The 20797-nt window shown below is 57.7% G+C and carries 21 protein-coding genes; 12 read left to right on the forward strand and 9 right to left on the reverse strand.

Translation table 11 applies throughout. The annotated features are described in order from the left end of the window. The first annotated feature begins 95 nt into the window (after positions 1–95). The 5 genes from rplM to ACIQTS_RS00830 all read left to right on the forward strand — a co-directional run bounded on the left by rplM (position 96) and on the right by ACIQTS_RS00830 (position 4882). Entirely contained in the window at positions 96–539 is a 444-nt protein-coding gene (rplM, locus tag ACIQTS_RS00810) for a 50S ribosomal protein L13 (RefSeq protein ID WP_105657642.1), read from the forward strand. A 38-nt stretch (positions 540–577) separates the two neighbouring features. Continuing rightward, positions 578–1078 carry a 30S ribosomal protein S9 gene (rpsI, locus tag ACIQTS_RS00815; RefSeq protein WP_060702200.1) on the forward strand — a complete coding sequence of 167 codons (501 nt, stop codon included), beginning with the start codon at positions 578–580 and terminating at the stop codon, positions 1076–1078. A gap of 169 nt (positions 1079–1247) precedes the next feature. Then, positions 1248–2594, forward strand: coding sequence for a phosphoglucosamine mutase (gene glmM, locus ACIQTS_RS00820; RefSeq protein WP_105657641.1), 1347 nt, complete (start codon positions 1248–1250; stop codon positions 2592–2594). 148 nt (positions 2595–2742) lie between these two features. After that, on the forward strand, positions 2743–4116 hold the full coding sequence (locus ACIQTS_RS00825) for a UDP-glucose dehydrogenase family protein (RefSeq protein ID WP_402470543.1): 1374 nt from the start codon (positions 2743–2745) through the stop codon (positions 4114–4116). A gap of 58 nt (positions 4117–4174) precedes the next feature. Then, positions 4175–4882, forward strand: a complete 708-nt coding sequence (locus ACIQTS_RS00830; RefSeq protein ID WP_402470545.1) for an SDR family NAD(P)-dependent oxidoreductase — start codon at positions 4175–4177, stop codon at positions 4880–4882. A gap of 13 nt (positions 4883–4895) precedes the next feature. On the opposite strand, the gene ACIQTS_RS00835 is transcribed toward ACIQTS_RS00830, so the two are convergent. From ACIQTS_RS00835 to glmS, 3 genes are all read right to left on the reverse strand, one after another. Further along, a complete protein-coding gene (locus ACIQTS_RS00835; RefSeq protein WP_402470548.1) occupies positions 4896–6344 on the reverse strand; it encodes an NAD(P)H-hydrate dehydratase in 1449 nt (482 codons plus the stop codon). Between the two features lie 161 nt (positions 6345–6505). Continuing rightward, entirely contained in the window at positions 6506–6856 is a 351-nt protein-coding gene (locus ACIQTS_RS00840; protein WP_105657637.1) for a holo-ACP synthase, read from the reverse strand. Between the two features lie 87 nt (positions 6857–6943). Beyond that, complete coding sequence (glmS, locus tag ACIQTS_RS00845; RefSeq protein ID WP_332487181.1) at positions 6944–8815, reverse strand: glutamine--fructose-6-phosphate transaminase (isomerizing); 1872 nt, start codon at positions 8813–8815, stop codon at positions 6944–6946. Between the two features lie 167 nt (positions 8816–8982). Between glmS and coaA the strand changes: the two genes are divergently transcribed. From coaA to tsaD, 7 genes are all read left to right on the forward strand, one after another. After that, the gene (gene coaA, locus ACIQTS_RS00850) at positions 8983–9942 is read left to right on the forward strand and encodes a type I pantothenate kinase (protein WP_105657688.1); all 960 of its coding nucleotides are present in this window, start codon (positions 8983–8985) and stop codon (positions 9940–9942) included. A gap of 110 nt (positions 9943–10052) precedes the next feature. After that, a complete protein-coding gene (mscL, locus tag ACIQTS_RS00855) occupies positions 10053–10451 on the forward strand; it encodes a large conductance mechanosensitive channel protein MscL (RefSeq protein ID WP_105657635.1) in 399 nt (132 codons plus the stop codon). Positions 10452–10595: 144 nt separating this feature from the next. Then, positions 10596–11795 (forward strand): alanine racemase, encoded by a 1200-nt coding sequence (alr, locus tag ACIQTS_RS00860; RefSeq protein WP_133833636.1) that lies wholly within the window; start codon positions 10596–10598, stop codon positions 11793–11795. Further along, on the forward strand, positions 11788–12366 hold the full coding sequence (gene tsaE, locus ACIQTS_RS00865) for a tRNA (adenosine(37)-N6)-threonylcarbamoyltransferase complex ATPase subunit type 1 TsaE (RefSeq protein ID WP_105657687.1): 579 nt from the start codon (positions 11788–11790) through the stop codon (positions 12364–12366). The genes alr and tsaE overlap by 8 nt, the downstream gene beginning before the upstream one ends. Then, the gene (gene tsaB / locus ACIQTS_RS00870; RefSeq protein ID WP_400288497.1) at positions 12359–13033 is read left to right on the forward strand and encodes a tRNA (adenosine(37)-N6)-threonylcarbamoyltransferase complex dimerization subunit type 1 TsaB; all 675 of its coding nucleotides are present in this window, start codon (positions 12359–12361) and stop codon (positions 13031–13033) included. The genes tsaE and tsaB overlap by 8 nt, the downstream gene beginning before the upstream one ends. Next, positions 13033–13524: a ribosomal protein S18-alanine N-acetyltransferase gene (gene rimI, locus ACIQTS_RS00875; RefSeq protein ID WP_400288495.1), complete on the forward strand. Its 492-nt coding sequence runs from the start codon at positions 13033–13035 to the stop codon at positions 13522–13524. The genes tsaB and rimI overlap by 1 nt, the downstream gene beginning before the upstream one ends. Continuing rightward, positions 13521–14600: a tRNA (adenosine(37)-N6)-threonylcarbamoyltransferase complex transferase subunit TsaD gene (tsaD, locus tag ACIQTS_RS00880; protein WP_400288494.1), complete on the forward strand. Its 1080-nt coding sequence runs from the start codon at positions 13521–13523 to the stop codon at positions 14598–14600. The genes rimI and tsaD overlap by 4 nt, the downstream gene beginning before the upstream one ends. Positions 14601–14997: 397 nt before the next feature. Here tsaD and ACIQTS_RS00885 read toward each other — a convergent pair whose 3' ends face one another. The 6 genes from ACIQTS_RS00885 to ACIQTS_RS00910 form a co-directional block, all read right to left on the reverse strand. Then, positions 14998–15192: a hypothetical protein gene (locus tag ACIQTS_RS00885; protein ID WP_105657631.1), complete on the reverse strand. Its 195-nt coding sequence runs from the start codon at positions 15190–15192 to the stop codon at positions 14998–15000. Between the two features lie 28 nt (positions 15193–15220). After that, a complete protein-coding gene (locus ACIQTS_RS00890; protein WP_400288492.1) occupies positions 15221–15625 on the reverse strand; it encodes a hypothetical protein in 405 nt (134 codons plus the stop codon). 200 nt (positions 15626–15825) lie between these two features. Beyond that, a complete protein-coding gene (locus tag ACIQTS_RS00895; RefSeq protein ID WP_400288491.1) occupies positions 15826–16821 on the reverse strand; it encodes a metallophosphoesterase family protein in 996 nt (331 codons plus the stop codon). Between the two features lie 234 nt (positions 16822–17055). Further along, a complete protein-coding gene (locus tag ACIQTS_RS00900) occupies positions 17056–18354 on the reverse strand; it encodes an MFS transporter (protein WP_133833644.1) in 1299 nt (432 codons plus the stop codon). Positions 18355–18393: 39 nt separating this feature from the next. Further along, the gene (locus ACIQTS_RS00905) at positions 18394–19299 is read right to left on the reverse strand and encodes a carbohydrate kinase (RefSeq protein WP_402470555.1); all 906 of its coding nucleotides are present in this window, start codon (positions 19297–19299) and stop codon (positions 18394–18396) included. Beyond that, positions 19296–20768 carry a GH32 C-terminal domain-containing protein gene (locus ACIQTS_RS00910; protein ID WP_400288487.1) on the reverse strand — a complete coding sequence of 491 codons (1473 nt, stop codon included), beginning with the start codon at positions 20766–20768 and terminating at the stop codon, positions 19296–19298. Before ACIQTS_RS00910 ends, ACIQTS_RS00905 begins: the two co-directional genes overlap by 4 nt. Positions 20769–20797: the final 29 nt, after the last annotated feature.

The raw sequence follows: 20797 nt of genomic DNA on the forward strand, positions 1-20797 counted from the left end.
CAAGAACAACACGACAGTGCCTGTCACTGGGGGATCTCACCGCCTTCAGCCAAGCGACTGTTTGACCAGAAACGAATCAACGTAAGGCAATTACTGTGCGTACGTACACCCCAAAGCCGGCTGACCAGACTCGTCAGTGGTTTGTCATTGACGCCACCGACGTAGTACTCGGCCGTCTCGCCGTCCAGGCCGCAACCCTGCTGCGCGGCAAGCACAAGCCAACCTATGCTGCACACATGGACATGGGCGACCATGTCATCATCATCAATGCAGACAAGGTTGCACTGACCGGTAAGAAGCTGCTGAACAAGCGCGCTTACCGCCACTCCGGTTTCCCAGGTGGCCTGAAGAGCATCAACTACGCAGACCTGCTGGAAAAGAACCCAGTACTGGCTGTTGAGAAGGCCATCAAGGGCATGCTGCCTAAGAACAAGCTTTCCGATGCCCAGCTGTCGAAGCTGAAGGTCTACCGCGGCGCCGAGCACCCACACGCTGCTCAGTCGCCAAAGGCACTGGAAATCACCCAGGTCGCTCAGTAGTCCTGGCCCCGAGAAGAAATACTTAATAGGAGATTATCGTGGCTCAGAACGCTGAAGAAACCACTGAATTCGAAGGCGAGACCCCTTCGACTTACACCACCGAGACCTCTGCTTCGGCTGTAGTTGCCGAAACCGAGCGCGCTCCGCTGACCGTTCCAGGTGCAGCAGTTGGCCGTCGCAAGCAGGCTATCGCCCGCGTTCGCCTGGTACCAGGCACCGGCAAGTGGACCGTTAACGGTCGCACCCTGGAGAACTTCTTCCCTAACAAGCTGCACCAGCAGGACGTCAACGAGCCTTTCAAGATCCTTGGTCTTGAGGGTGCTTACGACGTTATCGCTCGTATCAACGGTGGCGGCATTTCCGGCCAGGCCGGTGCACTGCGTTTGGGTATCGCTCGCTCGCTGAACGAGATCGATCGCGATGCAAACCGCGCAACCCTGAAGAAGGCTGGCTACTTGACCCGTGACGCACGCGTCATCGAGCGCAAGAAGGCTGGTCTGAAGAAGGCACGTAAGGCTTCGCAGTTCTCGAAGCGCTAAACCTTGCTTCAAGGTCTTTCCAAAGGCCCTGGCATCCTGCAAAGGACGCCGGGGCCTTTGGCCTTTTAACGCAGAAGACTGCAAGATCCCATTAATCTTTTTTCATCTCACTGCCAATGCGGGACCTTAAGCCGTTTAAATCAATGCAGAGGGCATATGATTGAAGGCGATGGCAAGGTTATTTGGGACCGATGGGGTCCGAGGAAAAGCAAACGAACTGTTAACTCCCGAGCTCGCGCTGGAACTGGCGCAGGCGGCATCGGTGGTGCTGGGCTTGAGCCAGCCAGAGGACGGCTACAAGCCGGTCGCTGTGGTTGCCAAGGACCCGCGCATCAGTGGTGACTTCCTGTCTGCCGCAATTGAGGCCGGCCTGGCCGCCTCCGGCGTAGACGTCATGGATGCCGGCACGCTGCCGACTCCTGCGGCGGCATTCCTGGTAGGGGACCTGAACGCCGATTTCGGTGTCATGATCTCCGCCTCGCACAACGCGGCTCCGGATAACGGTATTAAGTTCTTGGCCCGTGGCGGCAAGAAGCTGGACGATGCGCTGGAAGATGCCATCGAAGCCTGCTTGAAGATGCCAAAGCCACGCCCAACCGGTGGTGAGGTAGGTCGGGTCTCGCGTTTCGCCGACGCTGAGGACCGCTACATCATGCATCTGCTGCAGGCACTGCCCAACCGGCTGGATGGCATGAAGGTAGTTCTGGACTGCGCCCACGGCGCTGCTTCGGGCTGCTCCCCAGAGGTGTTCAAGGCTGCCGGCGCCGAGATCGTCGTGATTGGCGCAGATCCAGACGGCATCAACATCAATGATGGCTACGGCTCCACCCACCTGGAGAAGCTGCAGGCCGCTGTGCTGGAGCACGGCGCGGACCTGGGCATCGCGCACGACGGCGACGCTGACCGCTGTCTTGCAGTAGACCATGAAGGCACCGTCGTCGACGGTGACCAGATCATGGCCGTGATGGCACTGGACATGAAGGACCGCGGCGAACTCAAGGACAACACCCTGGTTGCCACCGTGATGAGCAACCTCGGCCTGACCCTGGCCATGGAAGCAGCAGGCATCACTGTTAAGCAGACCGGCGTGGGTGACCGCTACGTGCTCGAAGGCATGCGCGAAGGCGATTACTCCCTGGGTGGCGAGCAATCCGGCCACGTGATCTTCTCCAAGCACGCCACCACCGGCGACGGCGTGCTGACCGGCCTGATGATTGCGGCCCGCGTGAAGGCTACCGGCAAGACCCTGAAGGAACTTGCTGCCGTGCTGACCGTCCTGCCACAGGTGCTGATCAACGTACGCGGCGTAGACAAGGCCAGCGTTCCAGAATGCGAACCGCTGCAGCGGGCAATTGCCGCTGCTGAGGCACGCTTGGGCACCACCGGCCGTGTGCTGCTGCGTCCGTCGGGGACCGAGCCAGTAGTTCGCGTCATGGTCGAGGCGGCTACCCACGAGCAGGCCCAGGCCGAAGCCGAAGCTCTGGCAGGATCGGTCAAGGAGCATCTGGCCCTCTAGGCCCAGTAGCTTCCCAGCAACCAACACGTAAATATCAAGAAAACTCACACCCCCGCAGCGCGTTCCACGCCGGAACAGGCTGCGGGGGTGTGGCATGCTAACTAATAGAAACTGATATCGGTTCGCGTTCTCGGAGAGAAGGACTTTCGTGACTTTACGCATCAGCGTGATCGGCACCGGCTACCTCGGTGCAACCCATGCCGCCTGCATGGCTGAACTGGGCTATGAAGTCATTGGACTGGACGTAGACAAAGCCAAGCTGGAAGCACTGGCCGCTGGCGTTCTGCCCTTCCACGAGCCAGGCCTGCCAGAACTGCTGCGCAAGCATGTGGCCTCCGGACGCCTGCGCTTCACCGACAGCTACGCAGAAGTCGCTGCCGGCGCGGATATCCACTTCATCACCGTGGGCACCCCGCAGCGCGCCGACTCGCAATCAGCAGACATGTCCTACGTAGACGGTGCAGTGGATTCGCTGCTGGAGCACATCACCGGCGAAGCGCTGATTGTCGGCAAGTCCACCGTGCCGGTGGGCACCGCACGCCGGCTGAGCGAGAAAATTGCCCAGGACGCCAAGAACGGAAGCAGCATCGCGCTGGCATGGAATCCGGAGTTCCTTCGCGAAGGCTTCGCCGTCCAGGATACCCTGCGCCCCGATCGCCTCGTCTACGGCCTGGAGCATAAACGCGGACTGGAACTGCTGCGCAAAGTCTATGCACCGATCCTTGCCTTGGATACTCCGGAGATCGCCACGGACCTGGAGACTGCAGAACTGGTCAAGGTTGCAGCCAACGCCTTCCTGGCTACCAAGATTTCTTTCATCAACGCCTTTGCGGAGGTGACTGAAACCGTAGGCGGCGACATCAAGGTCCTTGCCGACGCCATTGGCCACGATAAGCGCATTGGACGCCGTTTCCTGAACGCTGGAGTGGGCTTCGGTGGCGGTTGCCTGCCCAAGGACATTCGAGCCCTCCAAGCACGCGTCAGCGAACTTGGCCTGAGCCAGACCATGGGCTTCTTGGCTGAAGTCGACCAGATCAATTTGCGACGCCGTGACCGCGTGGTCTCGCTGGCCTCGCACATGCTGGGCAATGAGCTGGCAGGCAAGCATGTCTGCGTACTCGGCGTGACTTTCAAGCCGAACAGCGATGATGTGCGGGACTCGCCAGCACTGGATATCGCCGTCCGCCTGTACAACGAGGGCGCTGAAGTCTCGGTCTACGACCCAGAAGGCAACGCCAACGCTGCCGGCCGTTTCCCGCGCTTGAACTACGTTGATTCCTTCAAGGAAGCGGCGAAGGATGCGGACCTGACCTTGGTGCTGACCGAATGGAATGAATTCCGCGAACTGAATCCGTCGGATCTGGCGGATGTAGTGGCCAACAAGCAGCTGATTGACGGGCGCAACGTCCTGGACCGCCCTGAATGGCGGAATCAGGGCTGGACTGTTACCGGTCCGGGTGAATACTTCGAGCTGGGCAACATGGCTCTGGCAACTACCTCGATTCCGGTACAGGCTTCCTGAAGCTAGCTGCGGTACGCGACCGCAACTGCAAGAGAGAGCGAGCCTCATGGCATACACTGTGGTCACCGGCGGTGGTCGTGGCTTAGGAGCCGCGATTGCGGTGCGTCTAGCCACCGACCGCAACTTGATCATCGGCTACAGGCAGGATGAGAAATCGGCGCAGGCAGTGGCAGATAAAGTCCGTGAGCTCGGCGCTATTTGCCATGTCCTGCAGATCGACTGCGCCAATGAAGAATCAGTGGCAAGGTTCTTCGCCCGAGTGAAGGACATTGGTGAACTTGAAGGACTGGTAAACAACGCGGGATCAGCGACGGCCATCGGAAATCTGGCAGACAACGAGTTGACCGATATCGCCGCGGATCTGAACGTGAACCTTCTGGGCCCAATTACCTGCATTAAATATGCGCTGCCCCTGCTCCGGTCACATGGCGGTGGTGCAATCGTGAACATTTCATCGGTGGCGGCTGAATCCGGAAGCCCCTTTACGTACGTGCATTACGCTGCAGCCAAGGCCGGAGTAGAAGCCTTGACAGTGGGACTGTCCAAGGAACTGGCTAAGGACGGCATCCGAGTGAATGCGGTTAGCCCGGGAACGCTTTGGACTGAATTCCATGAGGATCCACAGCGCCCTGCGCAAATCGCCGAGACGATCCCGATGGGACGCGCAGGCAAGCCGACAGAAGTAGCCGGTGCGGTGGCTTGGCTATTGTCTAGCGAAGCCGCCTACACCACCGGCAGCGTTCTCAAAGTTTCTGGCGGCCTCTAGAGGGACCCAGAGCCTAGAAGCCGAACTGCTTCATGACCTTAGGCAGGTTCTCGATCAGGCGCGAAGCATTGACAGTTCCCTCTGAAGCGGTCACCCGGCCCAGGTGGCCATGAATGTAAGCGGCACACGCGGTCAGTTCCATCATGCGGCGGTTAGGCACGGTTCGCAGGCCTTCGGTGCCCGTGAGCGAGCTGTCGGAGAGCATGTAGCCCAGGATGCCGGTCAGGACATCGCCGCTGCCTGCAGTGGCCAATTCTGGTGCCGAGTGGCTCACCATCAGGCTGTCGCCATTGGGGGCCACAATGTAGCTGGTTGGTCCCTTGAGCAGGACCACGGCGTTGTATGCCAGGGCGGCCCACCGGGTCCAGCGAATCGGGTCCTGGGAAATCTCATCGGGAGTGATCTTCACTCCAGCGCGGCTGAGCAGCATGCGCAGTTCCTTGGCATGAGGCGTCAGCACGCGAGGCTGCTCGCTTGGGCCGGCAGGAACGACTTCCAATCCGGACGCGTCAATGACGGCCGGCTGCGGGCTGGCAAAGACATCAGCGATGGCGCCAGTCGGGGGAGTGCGTCCATCCAAGCCCGGGCCAATGGCCCAAGCCTTGATCTTGGCGCCCTTGCCGTGAATCTGACGGCGGGAGGAAGACAGCGCTTCCTTGATCTGCTCATCATCCAGTGGCACGGACTCCGGCACGGCGACGGCCATGAGCGGCTGAATGGATTCTGGCACGTGGGTGCGAAGCAATCCGACGCCGCAGGCTACAGCGGCCTTGGCGGTCAGCTGAGCAGCTCCGGGATAAAGGCCGGAACCGGCGATGAGTCCCAGGACTCCACGCTGGTACTTGTGCCGTCCGGCATCCCGCCAAGAGCGGTGCTGGTCCAGCAGCTCGCGAGTGGCCACCTCGTCCACAAGCTGCGTTCCAGCTTGGACGGAAGAAAAGTCGAATTCGAGATCTGCCACGGTAATGTCACCGGTAACCAGCGGTCCGTCTACAGACAGAAGACCGGATTTCATGGCACCGAAAGTTACCGTGCGTTCTGCGCGAAGAACAGAGTCCTGCGCAACGCCCGTTTCAGGATCCAGGCCTGAAGGAATATCGCAGGCCAACACCCGTGCGCCAGCAGGAAGCTTCGGCAAATCAGAGCCGGCACGGTATCCAAGGCCGTAGATGGCGTCAATAATGAGCGAGGCATTAGCTAATTCGCCTTGACCGTCGGAGAGGTCCAGCACGGTACCGCCGGCAGCTTGATATGCTGCAGCACCTTCGGCATGGATCTGTTCGTGGCACTGCAGAGCCAGAGTGGAAATCTTCTGCAGTTGGAGCTCTGCCAGTGCATACAAGCCATCTCCACCGTTGTTGCCCGGGCCGATAAGCGCCACCACGAAAGCCGGATCGGCGCTGGAATTCTCGATCAGCATGGCGACTGCCGTTGAAGCCAAATGGGCGGCTGCTTGCTTCATTAAGCTGGTCTCGCCCCGCTTGGAGTTCTCCTGGGCTTCAACCGCACGAATTTGCGCAACACTGTAGACAGGAATCATAAGACAAACAATACTCAAGGCACCTGTGCGATGCCCTATTTAATGAGATGCGTGTCGTTATTCTTTCGTCGTGGCGTTGGTGCCTAGCGTTCTGCAACCACCATTGCGATAGCCATATCTCCATCGTGGGACATGGTCAGATGCCATGATTTGATGCCACGCAGCTCGCTGGCAGCGGCCACTGAACCAGTGTTGTGAACCTGGGGATCACCGGCTTCATCTTTGCGGATAGTGCAGTCCTGCCAGTTCATGCCCGCAGGAGCTCCCAGCGCCTTGGCGATGGCTTCCTTGGCCGCGAAGCGGGCCGCCAGGGATCGCAGGGGCAGGCCCCGCTCTTCTTCGGTGAAGAGCCGTTCACGCAAGCGTGGAGTCTTCTCGAGCTGGCGGCCAAAACGCGGCACATCAACGATGTCCACTCCAATTCCTGCAATCATGCCTATCAGTTTATCCAGTGCTTGCAGGGCATAAAAATTGCGGGCATTCTCGGAAAGGGAATGCCCGCAATTCTGGTGCTCGGTGGATTACTCCACGGTCACCGACTTGGCCAAGTTGCGTGGCTGGTCGACATCGAAGCCCTTGGCGGATGCCAGTTCGCAAGCGAAGATCTGCAGTGGCACGGTGGCCAGCAGAGGCATCAGCAGGGTTGGGGTTTCTGGCACGTAGAAGACCCACTCGGAGAAGTCCTTGACCGCAGCATCGCCATCTTCGGCAATAACCAGGGTCTTAGCGCCACGGGCGCGCACTTCCTGGATATTGGAGACAACCTTGGAGTGCAGCGAGTCGCGACCACGAGGGGAAGGAACTACGACGAACACTGGCTGGCCATCGTCGATCAGGGCGATAGGTCCGTGCTTCAGCTCGCCAGCGGCGAAGCCTTCAGCATGGATGTAGGCGATTTCCTTGAGCTTCAAGGCGCCTTCCATTGCTACCGGGTAGCCTACGTGGCGGCCCAGGAACAGCACGGAGTTGGCATCTGACATGTTGCGTGCCAGATCCTTGATCTCTTCCGCGCGGTCCAGGACGTCCTGGATCTTGGAAGGGATCTTGCCCAGGTCGGCAAGGATGTCCTTGATCTGGCCCTGGAACAGGTTGCCGCGCAGCTGCGCCAGGTACAGGCCCAGCAGGTAGGTTGCGGTGATCTGTGCCAGGAATGCCTTGGTGGAAGCCACAGCAATTTCCGGACCAGCGTGGGTGTACAGCACCGCATCCGATTCGCGTGGGATGGTCGATCCGTTGGTGTTGCAGATCGACATGGTCTTGGCGCCCTGCTCCTTGGCGTAACGCACAGCCATCAAGGTGTCCATGGTTTCGCCGGACTGGGAGATCGAAACGATCAGGGTCTTCTCGTCCACGATTGGCTCGCGGTAGCGGAACTCGTGGGAGAGCTCAACTTCTACCGGGATACGGCACCAGGACTCGATAGCGTACTTGGCCACGGAGCCGGCATATGCCGAGGTGCCGCAAGCAAGAACAACAATCTTGGAGATTTCGGCCAGTTCCTCTGGAGCGATACGCAGTTCGTCCAGGGTCAGTCGGCCATCAGCGTCCGAGCGGCCCAGCAGGGTGTCGGCAACAGCTGCAGGCTGGTCGAAGATTTCCTTCTCCATGAAGGATGGGAAGCCGCCCTTTTCAGCGCTGGCTGCATCCCAGTCAACGGTGAATTCCTTGCCTTCGGCCGGGTTGCCGTCGAAGTCGGTGATGGAATGGTTATCCGGGGTGATGGTTACGATCTGGTCCTGGCCCAGTTCTACGGCACGACGGGTGAAGTCGATGAAGCCGGAGACATCCGAACCCAGGAAGTTTTCGCCATCGCCCAGACCGAGAACCAGAGGGGAGTTGCGGCGAGCCGCAACGACAACACCTGGGTGGTCCTGGTGAACTGCCAAGAGGGTGAAAGCACCTTCGAGCTGCTGAACAGCAAGCTGCATGGCGCGGGTCAAATCGCCTTCGGCCTCGGAGCTGTAGAGCTTGCCCAGCAGAGCTGCGGCAACCTCGGTATCGGTATCCGAGAGGAATTCAACGCCCTCGGCTGCCAAGCCGGCCTTGATGCCGGCGAAGTTTTCAATAATTCCGTTGTGGATCATGGCAAGCTTGCCACCATCGGCCAGGTGTGGGTGAGCGTTCTGATCGCTCGGACCACCGTGGGTTGCCCAACGGGTATGCCCAATGCCGGTCATCGACTTAGGCAATGGGGACTCGGCAATTTCATTTTCCAGATTGACCAGCTTGCCGGCCTTCTTACGAGAATGAATTGCGCCATCGGCAACAACAGCGACACCAGCCGAGTCGTAGCCGCGGTATTCCAACCGACGCAAACCTTCAATTAGAACGTCGAGGGCGCCATGATCGGCGACCTGGCTCGAGGTTCCTGCATATCCAACAATTCCGCACATGGGAAAAATCCTACCGGTTCAATGCCCATCGATGGGAATAATCGTGTCGGAGCACTCAAAATTACCTATGTCTTAGATCACCAGTCGGCCGTTTTTTGACTAATCCAATTGCCTTGTTGATGTTGTTAATTGGGATGTGGAGCATATTCTTGGCAGAATTTACCCTCGTGGAACCACACGGAACACTTGAAACGCCTATCTCGCCTTTCGTTGAACTGGAGCGCGAGACATGGGCGCGCCTGTCCAATCAAATGGAACAGCCGCTGAATTATTCGGACATTGAGCGGCTACGCGGCCTCGGCGACCAGCTGGACTTGCAAGAGGTCCGGGACGTCTACCTGCCACTGAGCCGCCTGCTGTCGCTTTATGTTGAGGGTGCCGGCGCGACGCATCAGGCAACCACTACCTTCTTGGGCGAGCAGACCAGCCGCACACCTTTTGTCATCGGCGTCGCCGGCTCGGTTGCCGTGGGAAAGTCCACAACTGCCCGTGTTCTGCAGGAAATGCTGCGCCGCTGGCCGCATACGCCTGATGTCCAGCTCATAACCACTGATGGCTTCTTGTACCCGAATGCCGAGCTTGAGCGCCGCGGGATCATGCACCGCAAGGGGTTCCCCGAATCCTATGACCGGCGGGCGCTGCTGCGCTTTGTCTCGGCGGTAAAGTCTGGTGCCCCAGAAGTAAGTGCTCCGGTCTACTCGCACCTGACCTACGACATCATCCCGGGGGAGCGCAATGTAATCCGCTCACCGCAGGTATTGATTGTCGAGGGACTGAACGTATTGCAGCCTGCTCGAACCCGTTCCGATGGAACCGTGGGCCTGGCCCTGAGCGACTTCTTCGACTTCTCCGTCTATGTGGATGCGCGTACCGCGGATATCGAAGAGTGGTACATCAAGCGGTTCATGCGTCTGCGCTCCGGTGCCTTCTCCGACCCTGCCAGCTACTTCCACCGCTATGCCCAGCTCACTGATGTCGAGGCACGGGAAACTGCTCACGGTATCTGGAAGCGCATTAACGAGCCGAACCTCAGGGAAAACGTCTTGCCTACGCGCGGGCGGGCGCAATTAGTACTGCGCAAGGCGGCGGATCACTCGGTGCGCAGGATGCTATTGAGGAAAATCTAGGCTTCTTCAGCTGATATTTAAGCTAACGATTTCTGTGAGCTTGCCGAACTATTACAGATCGGAGCCCAAATTCGTAGTCGTGCTGTGATTTTCCTGTGTATGCTCTAACCATGCTAAAAGGTTTCCGCGATTTTATTATGAAGGGCAACGTTGTCGATCTGGCCGTTGCTGTTGTTATCGGCGCTGCCTTCGGCGCCGTAGTCACCGCCTTGGTCGATAATGTGCTGATGCCATTGATCGCCGCCCTGGTTGGATCTCCAAACTTCGACAGCTTCTTGTTGCTAACCATTGACGGCGTTGACATCAAGTTCGGTGTCTTCCTGACTGCACTGGTCAACTTCCTGCTGATTGCTGCAGCTGTCTACTTCGCGCTGGTTCTGCCAATGACCAAGCTCAACGAGCGACTGGCTGCACGCCGCGCTGCCGGTGCAGAAGAGCCAGAGGAAGAAGTAGATCCACAGCTGGAGCTGCTCGCCCAGATCCGCGACGAGCTGAAGACTCTGCGCTAAGCCCTGACAAATATCCGTCTCCAAGGGGCGGACCCAGCAACACAGTTGCTTGGGTCCGCCCCTTCCGACTTTAACTCGCACTATGTGCCGAACTGCGCACGGGTGGACAAGGCAAGCGGAACCGAAAAGTGCGAAGATGATTAGGTGAACTCTGAAGCGCTTGAAGAAAGCAACCTGACAAACAGCACCAGCGGTGCACAGGCTATCGGATTTGAACGTCGTGCAGTCATTGACTTGTCGGCCATCCGCAACAACGTCAAGCAGATTTCTGATGTTGTAGCCCCAGCTGCAGTTATGGCCGTCGTCAAAGCAGACGCCTACGGCCATGGAGCTATTCCCGTAGCCAAGGCCGCCTTGGAGGGCGGCGCCCGCTGGATCGGGTGTGCCCATGCCACGGAAGCTCTCGCCCTGCGTGAAGCGGGCATCGATGCTCCCATGATGGCCTGGCTGCACACCGAGGACACCCCATTCGAGGCCGCCATTGATGCCGGTCTTGATCTGGGAGTCTCAGGCTGGGAGCTGGAATACGTTGCCGCCGCAGCACGTGCCGTGCAGACACCGGCACGTATCCACATCAAGGTGGACACAGGACTTGGCCGCAATGGCTCCACTATGGATGCCCTGCCTGATCTGTTGAACCGCGCCAGCGACTTCCAAGAAGAAGGACTGCTGCGCGTAGTTGGCATCTTCTCCCACCTCGCGGTCGCAGATGAGCCAGAGCGGCCCGAAACGGACGAGCAGCTGGAAATCTTCAACAAGGCCATAGAACTGGTAGAAGCAGCCGGCTTCGATCTTGAAGTGCGCCATATCGCCAATACGCCGGGTATCCTTTCGCGACCTGATTCGCACCACGACATGGTGCGCTTGGGGTTGGGCCTGTATGGCCTGAGCCCCTTTGAAACCGACTCGCCAGAAAGTTTCGGCCTGCGTCCAGCCATGACAGTGAAGACCCGCGTGGCTAACGTCAAGAAGGTCCATCCGGGGCAGGGCGTGTCCTACGGCCTTAATTACAAGACTGAAGCGGAGACCTACCTCGGGCTGATCCCCATGGGCTATGCAGACGGTTTGCCGCGCATCGCAACAGGTGCGCCGGTAACAGTTAACGGACGCACCTACCCGGTACGCGGACGCATCGCCATGGACCAGTGCGTCATTGATCTGGGCGCGGACATCAAGCCTGAGGACTTCCTCGGCGCCGAGGCGATTATCTTCGGTAAAGGCGGGCAGTCGGTGAACACTTGGGCCTATGCGGCGAACACCATCAACTACGAAGTGGTAACCCGCATTTCTCCGCGCGTGCCCCGCTACTACATCGAGGGCAGCTGGGGTGAAGCCGGTGAGTAACCCGGTGCGGGAATTCTCCTGCCAACTAGATGACCTCACTGTTACCGAAGCGCTGGGGGAAGCTCTTGGTGCCCAGCTCAAAGCCGGAGACTTGGTGATTCTTACCGGGGCCTTGGGCGCTGGTAAGACGACCCTGACTCAGTCACTGGGCGTGGGACTGAATGTACGCGAGGGAATCATCTCGCCTACATTCGTTTTGGCCCGCCAGCACCCGGCGCTAGGCGATGGCCCCGGACTGATCCACGTGGATGCCTACCGCTTGAAGGGCCACGACGACGTGGACACCCTGGATCTCGAATCAACGCTGGCTGATTCAGTCACCGTTGTGGAGTGGGGGCTGGGCAAGGTGGAACATCTCACGGACTCGCGTCTGGAAATCCAGCTGGACCGCGAAGCCCTGGCCGCACCGAGTGCCAACCCGTGGGAAGAATCGGAGGAAGAGCTGGACGAGCCGCGGTTGTTCAGCCTGAAGGGGATCGGCCCGCGCTGGGACGAGGACACCTTTGCCCAGTTGAAAGACACTTTGCTGTCTGCAGTAACTGCGCAGCACACGGAAGAGAAGCATGCCTAACTACTTAGCTATCGACACCTCCGCCAACGCATCGGTGGCACTGGTTGACAAAGCCACCGGTTTAGTTGTCGACCAGCGGGTTTCATCCAAGGGGAACGACCAGACCGAAACCCTGTCGGCATACGTCAAGGAACTCTTGGACGCTCATGGAAAGAAAGGCCAAGACCTTGCTGGCATTATCGTTGGCGTAGGGCCGGGCCCGTTCACCGGCCTGCGCGTTGGCTTGGTTGCCGCGCGTACCTTCGGCTTCGTATGGCAGGTACCCGTGCATGGTGTGATGTCCTTGCATGCGCTCGCCGAACAGGTGCTGGATGCAGGCGAGGCTCCGGCACAGTTCATTGTGGCTTCCGATGCGCGCCGCAAAGAAGTGTACTGGGCTCGCTACGACCAGGACGGAGCCATGGTTGATGGCCCGCATGTTTCAGCTGCTTCAGCCCTTCCTGCATTCCCGGTCTACGGCATTGGCGCCGGAATCTATGCCGAGCAATTGGAAGAAGCCGGGGCCAAGCCCATGCCTGAGTCCTTTGAATGGATTGCAAACGCTGGCTACCTCGTCCGCCGAGGCATAAGCGATCTGGCTGCGGGCAAGGATCTGTCTGACACTTCGCCGCAGTACCTGCGTGAATCCGATGCACAGGTTCCGGCGTTCATGAAGCAGGCTAAGTGATGAACGAGGCGAACCAGGTCATCCTGCGTCCCATGGTTGCCGAGGATCTGCTGGCCGTCCACGAGCTGGAACAGCAGCTGTTTCCCGAGGATGCATGGCCACTGGCTGGTTTCGAATCCGAGCTAGCGCAGCGCGACACCCGCACCTACTGGGTCTATGAAGACTCTGGTCGAGTTATCGGCTATGCCGGCCTGTGCGTGGTTTTGCCGATTGCCGATGTGCAGACCATCGCCATGCACCCTGATTACCAAGGTCGAGGCCTGGGACGCAAGCTATTGTCCCTGCTGATCAAGACGGCTGGTGAGAAAAATGCACTGGATGTGATGCTCGAAGTCCGCTTTGATAACCCCACTGCTATTGGCCTGTATGAATCCATCGGATTCACCACCATCCACCGCCGCAAGGGGTACTACAAAGGCGGGGTTGATGCACTAATTATGAGACTCCCGCTGGATGCACAGCAAGGACAAGAGGAAGAACGCAACGCATGAGCATCACCGAACCCGTAGTACTAGGCATTGAGTCCTCCTGCGATGAAACCGGCGTGGGCATCGTACGCGGCAACAAGCTTCTGGCTAACGCTGTCTCCAGCTCCATGGATGAGCATGTACGCTTTGGTGGCGTGATTCCCGAGATCGCTGCGCGAGCTCATTTGGAAGCCTTCGTGCCTACCTTGCAGTCCGCCTTGGATACCGCGGAGCTGACTCTTGAGGACATTGATGCCATCGCCGTGACCAGCGGTCCCGGCCTGGCCGGCGCCCTCATGGTTGGCGTATCAGCGGCCAAAGCCTTGGCCCTGGCTACCGGCAAACCGCTGTACGGGATCAACCACTTGGTTGCTCACGTAGGTGTTGGCGTTCTCGAAGGAACCGTATTGCCGCCTACTTTCGGGGCACTGCTGGTCTCAGGCGGGCATACCGAAATCTTGAAGGTCACTTCGCTGACTAACGACGTGCAGCTGTTGGGCTCCACAATTGATGATGCAGCCGGTGAAGCCTATGACAAGACTGCTCGTTTGCTGGGTCTTGGGTATCCAGGTGGACCGGCTATCGACAAGGCGGCCAAGGATGGAGACCGAAAGGCATTCCGGTTCCCTCGTGGCTTGTCGCTGCCGAAGTTCGTGGGCAGTGCCGAGAATCCTGGCAAGCACCGCAACAACTTCTCGTTCTCAGGACTGAAGACTGCTGTAGCCCGCTGCGTCGAGCACTTCGAGGCCAACGGAGAAGAAATTCCTGTCGCTGATATTGCTGCGTCATTCCAGGAAGCAGTCGTTGACGTGATCACGTCGAAGGCAGTCCGGGCGATGAAGGAACAGGGACTGAAGACTCTGCTTCTGGGCGGGGGAGTGGCGGCGAATACCCGCTTGCGTGAACTTCTGGCGGCCCGATGTGCCTCTGCGGGCATAGCCTTGGTGGTTCCTCCGTTTAGCTTGTGCACGGACAACGGCGGAATGGTTGCAGCTCTCGGCGCGCAGCTGGTTGCTGATGGCGTTTCTCCGTCTGGGCTGGAATTCGCAACCGACTCTTCGCAGCCGGTAACGAACATCGTTTTGAATTCTCGAAGCTAGACACCTGAGCAACCTCAGTTTGGGGCCACCACGTACAGGCGGTGGACCCCAAACTAATTTCTAGGGTTGTCCATCCTAATCGGCATTCGTAGTCAAGATCTGTCGGTCCAAGACTAAACAAAACTCCTAACGGGGTCATGAGCCACTGAGTGGAAAAGCGAACAGCAAGACCTCTTGCACCTATGTACGTCTATGTGTCTCAGGGTAATGATTCGTCATAGCATCACGTTGCGAAGGCTTCCTAGCCCGATCTTGCAAACCAGTCGCAAGAAGAAAATGAACTATCTCGTCCGGGGCATCCACCTCTAGCTAGGCATTGATTGCCTTTTGCGTCCTTCTCCCGAGGTGTAGGTGATCTTGTCAATAGTCTCGGGAAGACTTGGCGATGAACTGAAATCTATCGGTCCATTTGCAATCGCTTCACGTTGTAACTGCTCGTGTGGTTCGGCGTGCGCATGATCGATTCGACGGCATTGATTTGGTCGTCGTCGCTGATTCCGGTGTCTTCGAATAGCTCGTTGATCTGCTTAATCTGTCCGTCGAAAGTGCGTAGGGTCGTCTCCCGCACAACGCCCGAATCGGCTGCAGTCACCTCTCGATTCCCTTGCCTTGCCCACCCACTAGCTCCAGGTCCTGTGCTTCTTGCACCTCAGGGCATAGTGGGTGAGCGCCGCATCGGAAAGGTCCAAGCTGTTGCCGGTGGCTGTGGTCTGCAGTGCCTTGGCCAGTAGCTTCAGGTAGATCGCGAATTTCTCGATTCGGGTGCTGCCGTAGTCGATGACCTGCGAGAAGAAGTCGTAGGACTTGTTGAAGGCGCCCGCGGTTTTGCGGAATTCGACTGGTTGTTCCGGTTCCAGAGTGTTGTTATCCTGCGTGGCATTCCTGCGGCGGTCGTGGAATACGTCGATGGGAGGTTGCAGGTGTGAGTCCGAGCCCTTGTGGTTGTGTTGGGCTACCCACTTCGTGGCGACCTGGTCCACGTCCTTGTCGCTGTAGCTCCCCATCGAGTCCGGTTTCATGATCATGTCGAAGATGATGCCGGGTTGGATTCCTCGTGGATGGAGGCGTCTTCGTAGAAGGTCTGGAACGCTTTACAAATACGCCGGCCATGGTTTCCAGCTGTTCGATAATTTGCCGTTACCAGTTTCGCTGCGGTAAAAAAGTCTGGGCAAGACGAAATCGCTCATTCGTCGGTCGGTTTCGTCTTGCTCAGAACTTGTCTTGGCTATGGAAGCGGCAGTGGCCCTTCGATCGGTTGTCCCTGAGTACCCATGTCGATACCCAGATCCTTGGAGAACACGGTGCGGGTTCCGGCGTAAACGCTGTTCTTGTTCTCGTCGAGTTCGAAGACCCGGGCGCCGCGTAGGTGATGGTTCTCGGTCCCACCGAGGCCGTAGGTGCCGAAACCGGTACCTGGACCGTAGCCGAGCTCGATGCCGTAGTAGTCACCCATGTAGGTGTTGATGTGGTTGTGCTCCCACAGTGGTATGTGGAAGAACATTAGCGACTGAACCTTGCCGTAGCGGTTTTCGGTGGCTATGGAAGCTTCGCGATACCAAGCGATCTGCTCGGGACGGATCCAGTCGTAGGACATGAGGCCCTCGAAGTCCTGGCCGCCAACAGTCTTTGGAGCGTAGCGGTTCGAATCAAGCAGCCAGATGCCAAAGACAGGTTTGGCGCTCTTCGAGGAAGCGAGCAGCAACTGGGAATTCGATTCGCCAACAATCTTGTCATTCTTCGAGTTGGCATTGAACTCATAGCCTCGGATGAAGTTCAGGATCTTTGCCTCGTCCATGCCTGTGCCATTGGGCATTGAATCTTCATCGTGATTGCCGAAGGTAAGTGCCCAAGGGATACCGCGGGACTCCATCGGCTGCACGACGTTGTTGATAGCCTGCTTGCCTTCGGTAACTGTTTGAGAGGAGCCATTGATTACATCGCCGTTGATCAGGGCGAAGCCGGGCTTCTCGGCATCCAGAACCTTCTCCATCAGCTCAATGGTGCGACGATCGGTGCGCGGTCCATCCTGGGTGTCATTGAACTGAACGATCTTGAACTTGCCATCTGCCGCGAATTTCAGTTTTGGCCTGGGACCCGTTCCCGGATTCTCAGCCGGTGCTGGGGATGCAGTTGCGCTGTTGGCGGCGAAGAGTCCAGTGATAGCGGCTGCGGTGCCGGCAACCAATATCCCGCGACGTGGAACAGAAGACGATGTTTTCATGGAGACCTTTCAAAATGATTCTGTGATTCGCCGTGTAATTATCGTGGCGACAATGTTTAGATCGTAGGAAGCCAGAGTGACGAAATGAAGAAATTAAGTCATCGACAATAGGTGTGCAACATAAATAAACCCAATGCAGAAGTTGCGCATTTTTGACATTCCTTACTCAAACGAGAGCGGGGTGGGATGTCGTCGAATTCGACAACATCCCACCCCGCTTCGCCTAATAGTCAGCTATGAGTTCATGGCAGCTTTTGAATGACGCATGAACGGGTCACCATCTACCTGCTGATCATCTTTTTTGAGAGCGAAGAATCCGTAGATCCCAGCTAATAGCACAACTAGAGAAATCACGATGAAGGTCTGCTGGTAGCCCATACGGTCATGGAGCGCACCGAGGGGAGTGGACAGAATGACGTTGCCAATCTGTGCCGATACTTGGAACCCAACCATGTATAGGGTTGCCGACAGTGCCGGATTGAAGTGCAGCGTGAAGTAACGGAAGATCGGCAAGATGAATAGCGGTGTCTCAATGGCATGCAACATCTTGATTGCCGAGACCAGCACCGGATCGTCAACCAGGGCGCAGCCGATGATGCGGACAAACATGATGGCCACTCCCAGTAGCAATGCTGAACGAATGCCTATCCGGCGCATGACCAGGGGGATGATGCCAAGCATGGCTGCTTCAACGAACACCTGAACTGAGTTCAAGATTCCGTATACCCGCTGTCCGGTCTCGGGTGATTCAAATAGGCCGGTGTAGAACTCGGGGAACATCTGCTGGTCGAAGACGGTGTAGAACGTCCAAGAGAGCATGACGAACAAGATGATCAGCCAGAGACTCGGCAGACGGAATAGCCTGAACATTTCACGAATTGTCGGTGTAGTTGCGGGGGAAAGAATTTTCCTGCCGGAACCGGCGGCGATCACTGGCTGTCTATTGGTACGGCCCAGCACCAGCAGCAGGAGATGGGCCAGGCCCAGAACGGACCCGATCCAGAAGTTCAGCATGGGGTTGATAGTGAACAGGAAGCCGGCCGCCAATGCGACCAGAGCGTAGCCAAAGGACCCCCACATGCGGGCCTGCCCGTATTCAAAGTTGAAACGGCGACTGTAGCGTTCGGTCAAGGCTTCAAATAGCCCAACTCCGGCTAGGAAACCAGTTGACAAGACAATGGCGCCAATGAGCACGCCGGCCATGAACTGGGACTGCAATAGTGGCTGGTAGACCCACGTGCAGAATGGCCCGATCAGGGCGGTCACCGAGGCAAGAATGGTGGCCAGATGCTTTCTGTCGCCAAGCCGATCCTGAATGGCCCCGTAGGCAAACATCAGGATCAACGTTGCCAGCGAGTTTACCGAGTAGAGCGTGCCGACCTGTGCCCCGGTGAGCCCCAGACCTGCTGATTCGCTGGTGAGCCAGATCTGGAAGAAGGACCACCAAATGCCCCACGATGCGAAGAACAGGAGCATCGAGAAGGAACTCTGGAGGTAAATAGGATTCTTGTAAGTAGTCGTAATGCCAGCCATCTTTGTCCTGGATTCTTTCGTGAACGCTGCGAAGCGTAGTTACTGAGCGATTGCGAGGGAGAAGTCTTTAATCCACGGGGGATTGGCTCCGGCTTGTGCCACTGTCAGTGCAGCTGAGGTTAAGGCCTGACGAAGTGTCTCTTCAACATCTTGAGACTTAGCCGTTGCGCCGTGACGAAGAGCTTGAGCGAATTCTGGATTAGCCAGCACTCCAAAGAGCAGCCCGGACATGAAGGCGTCCCCGGCACCTATGGTGTCCACAAGATTGGTGGGAGAGGCAGCGACATCAAATTGCCGTCCCGAGGAAAGCGCCACGCAACCATCGCCGCCCTGAGTCATCACTGCCAAGGCTGGGCCGAGGCTGGCTACGTGCTTCAGAACCTCCCATGGCTCTAGGCCTGGGTATAGCCACTGACCATCAACGTCGCTGAGCTTCACGATGTGGCTCAGGCCCATCAGCAGCTCAATGCGTTGCAAAGCCGAGTCCCTGTCCTCGACAAGATCCGGACGGAGGTTAGGGTCATAGCTTCGAAGTGAATCGTCTGATGCATTCTTGAAAGCATCGACAATAATTTGACCCGAGGGTTCAATCCAAGCAGCGATGGAACCGGTGTGCAGCAATTCGCTGGAATCATCAGCGGGGACAGCAGGAATCTGCTGGTGGATGTCGAAGTTGTAACGAGCATTGAAGTGCTCATCCATCACTACCTGGGCTACGGACGTGGGATGCCCAGTTACTGAGCCGGCGGCAACATGCACTCCCGCCTGATCCAGGTGCTCCGCAATTTGAATGCCGTAGGAATCCTGACCGAATTCCGTATAGAACTGAACATCATGTCCCAGCCGGGCAAGCCCGACGGCGACATTCAGCGGTGATCCGCCAGGATGCGCAGTTTCTTCAACAACGTCGACGAGGGATTCGCCCATTACGCTAATGCGGCTCATGCCTTGGGCTCCAGTGCGTTATCAGAGAGTTCTTGAACTTTGAAAGACGCATTCGCACCAGTTGCGACGCGCAAGGTCGCGTAGGCCAGCGCTGCCTCACCGGTGAGCTGATCCGTAAGGGAACGTCGACCACCAGCAGCTAGGATTTCGATAGATCCGTGATCCACGAGAACTTTCACATCTAGTTCATCCGAACCAGCGGGCAGAGGCATGCGCTGGTTGGAGGCGTAGAGCTCGTGGTCTACCTTGCCTGCTTCGCGGCGGTGCTGAATCAATTCGGATTCAACGGTGAGTTCGCTGATAAGAGTGTCATCGGCGCGGAATAAGGAAAGGACTGCTGGTTCGGTTGGGCTGGTAGCAAACGTCAGTTCAACCAGAGCGGGGGAGCCCAGCTCAATACGATTTTCGCCAGCGTTGGCCTTGCTTGATGCAACGTCGGCTTTTGGCAATCCGAGAATGCGCTGGCGAATGTCAAACTTGCCGTTGGAGTCTTTCACCAAATCCAGCCGGCGTGCGGCGCTCATGGATCCGCGCCATCCGTCGTGGGGGAGCTCGCGGGCGTAGTCCCAGTTGCTCATCCAGGCAATGAGAGTTTGCTCGTCTAGTGGCAAGCCGTGGAAGCTGACACCTGCATAGAAGTCGCGTCCCCAGTCCAGCCAGTCGCCCTGCTTCAAGGATTCGTATCCGAAGCTATCCCAAGTTTCCTGAGTCTCATCAGGAGTGAAGGTGGTGCCGTTGAATTCACCAATGAAGTACTGGGTACCTGAGCCGCCGGCCACGCCGCCTGGGTTCAGCGAAACAATTAGAACCCACTTCAGCTGGTCTGTGCCGGCAACTGGTAGCTGGAATAGATCTGGGCATTCCCAGATTCCGGCAACAGCAGCCTGGGGTCCGAAGCTGGAGAGCTCGGTCCAGTCCTTGAGGTTCTCAGAACGGTAGATCATCACTCGGCGATCAATGGCTTCAACAGCAACCATGACCCAGAAGGAACCCTGCTCGGATTCGTATCGGATGACCTTTGGGTCGCGGAAGTCCTTGGACCCTCGATCCAGAACTGGATTCTGCCCGTATTTGGTGAAAGTGATTCCACCATCCAGCGAGTAGGCGATGGCTTGGGACTGGTTGGTCTCATCCTTGGCTGCCGCGGTGTAGATGGCAACGACCGGCGCAACCGTGCCGTCGCCGAAGCCGCTGGTATTTTGGTGGTCCACCACGATGGAGCCGGAGAAGATATCAGCCATGTCGCCGTGCAGAATCGCGATAGGAAGTTCTTCCCAGTTCACCAGATCGGTGCTGACCGCGTGGCCCCAAGACATGAATCCGTGGCCTACGCCGTGAGGATTGTGCTGGAAGTACAGGTGGTATTGCTTTCCGTCAAAGAACAATCCATTGGGGTCATTGATCCAGTTTTTCTTCGCAGTGAAATGTAGCTGTGGTCGCTTCACCGCGACCTGTTGAGTTTCGGGCAACGCTGCCATCCTTCGATATGAGTTGGCTA

Source organism: Glutamicibacter sp. NPDC090743, assembly GCF_044769125.1.
GTDB lineage: Bacteria > Actinomycetota > Actinomycetes > Actinomycetales > Micrococcaceae > Glutamicibacter.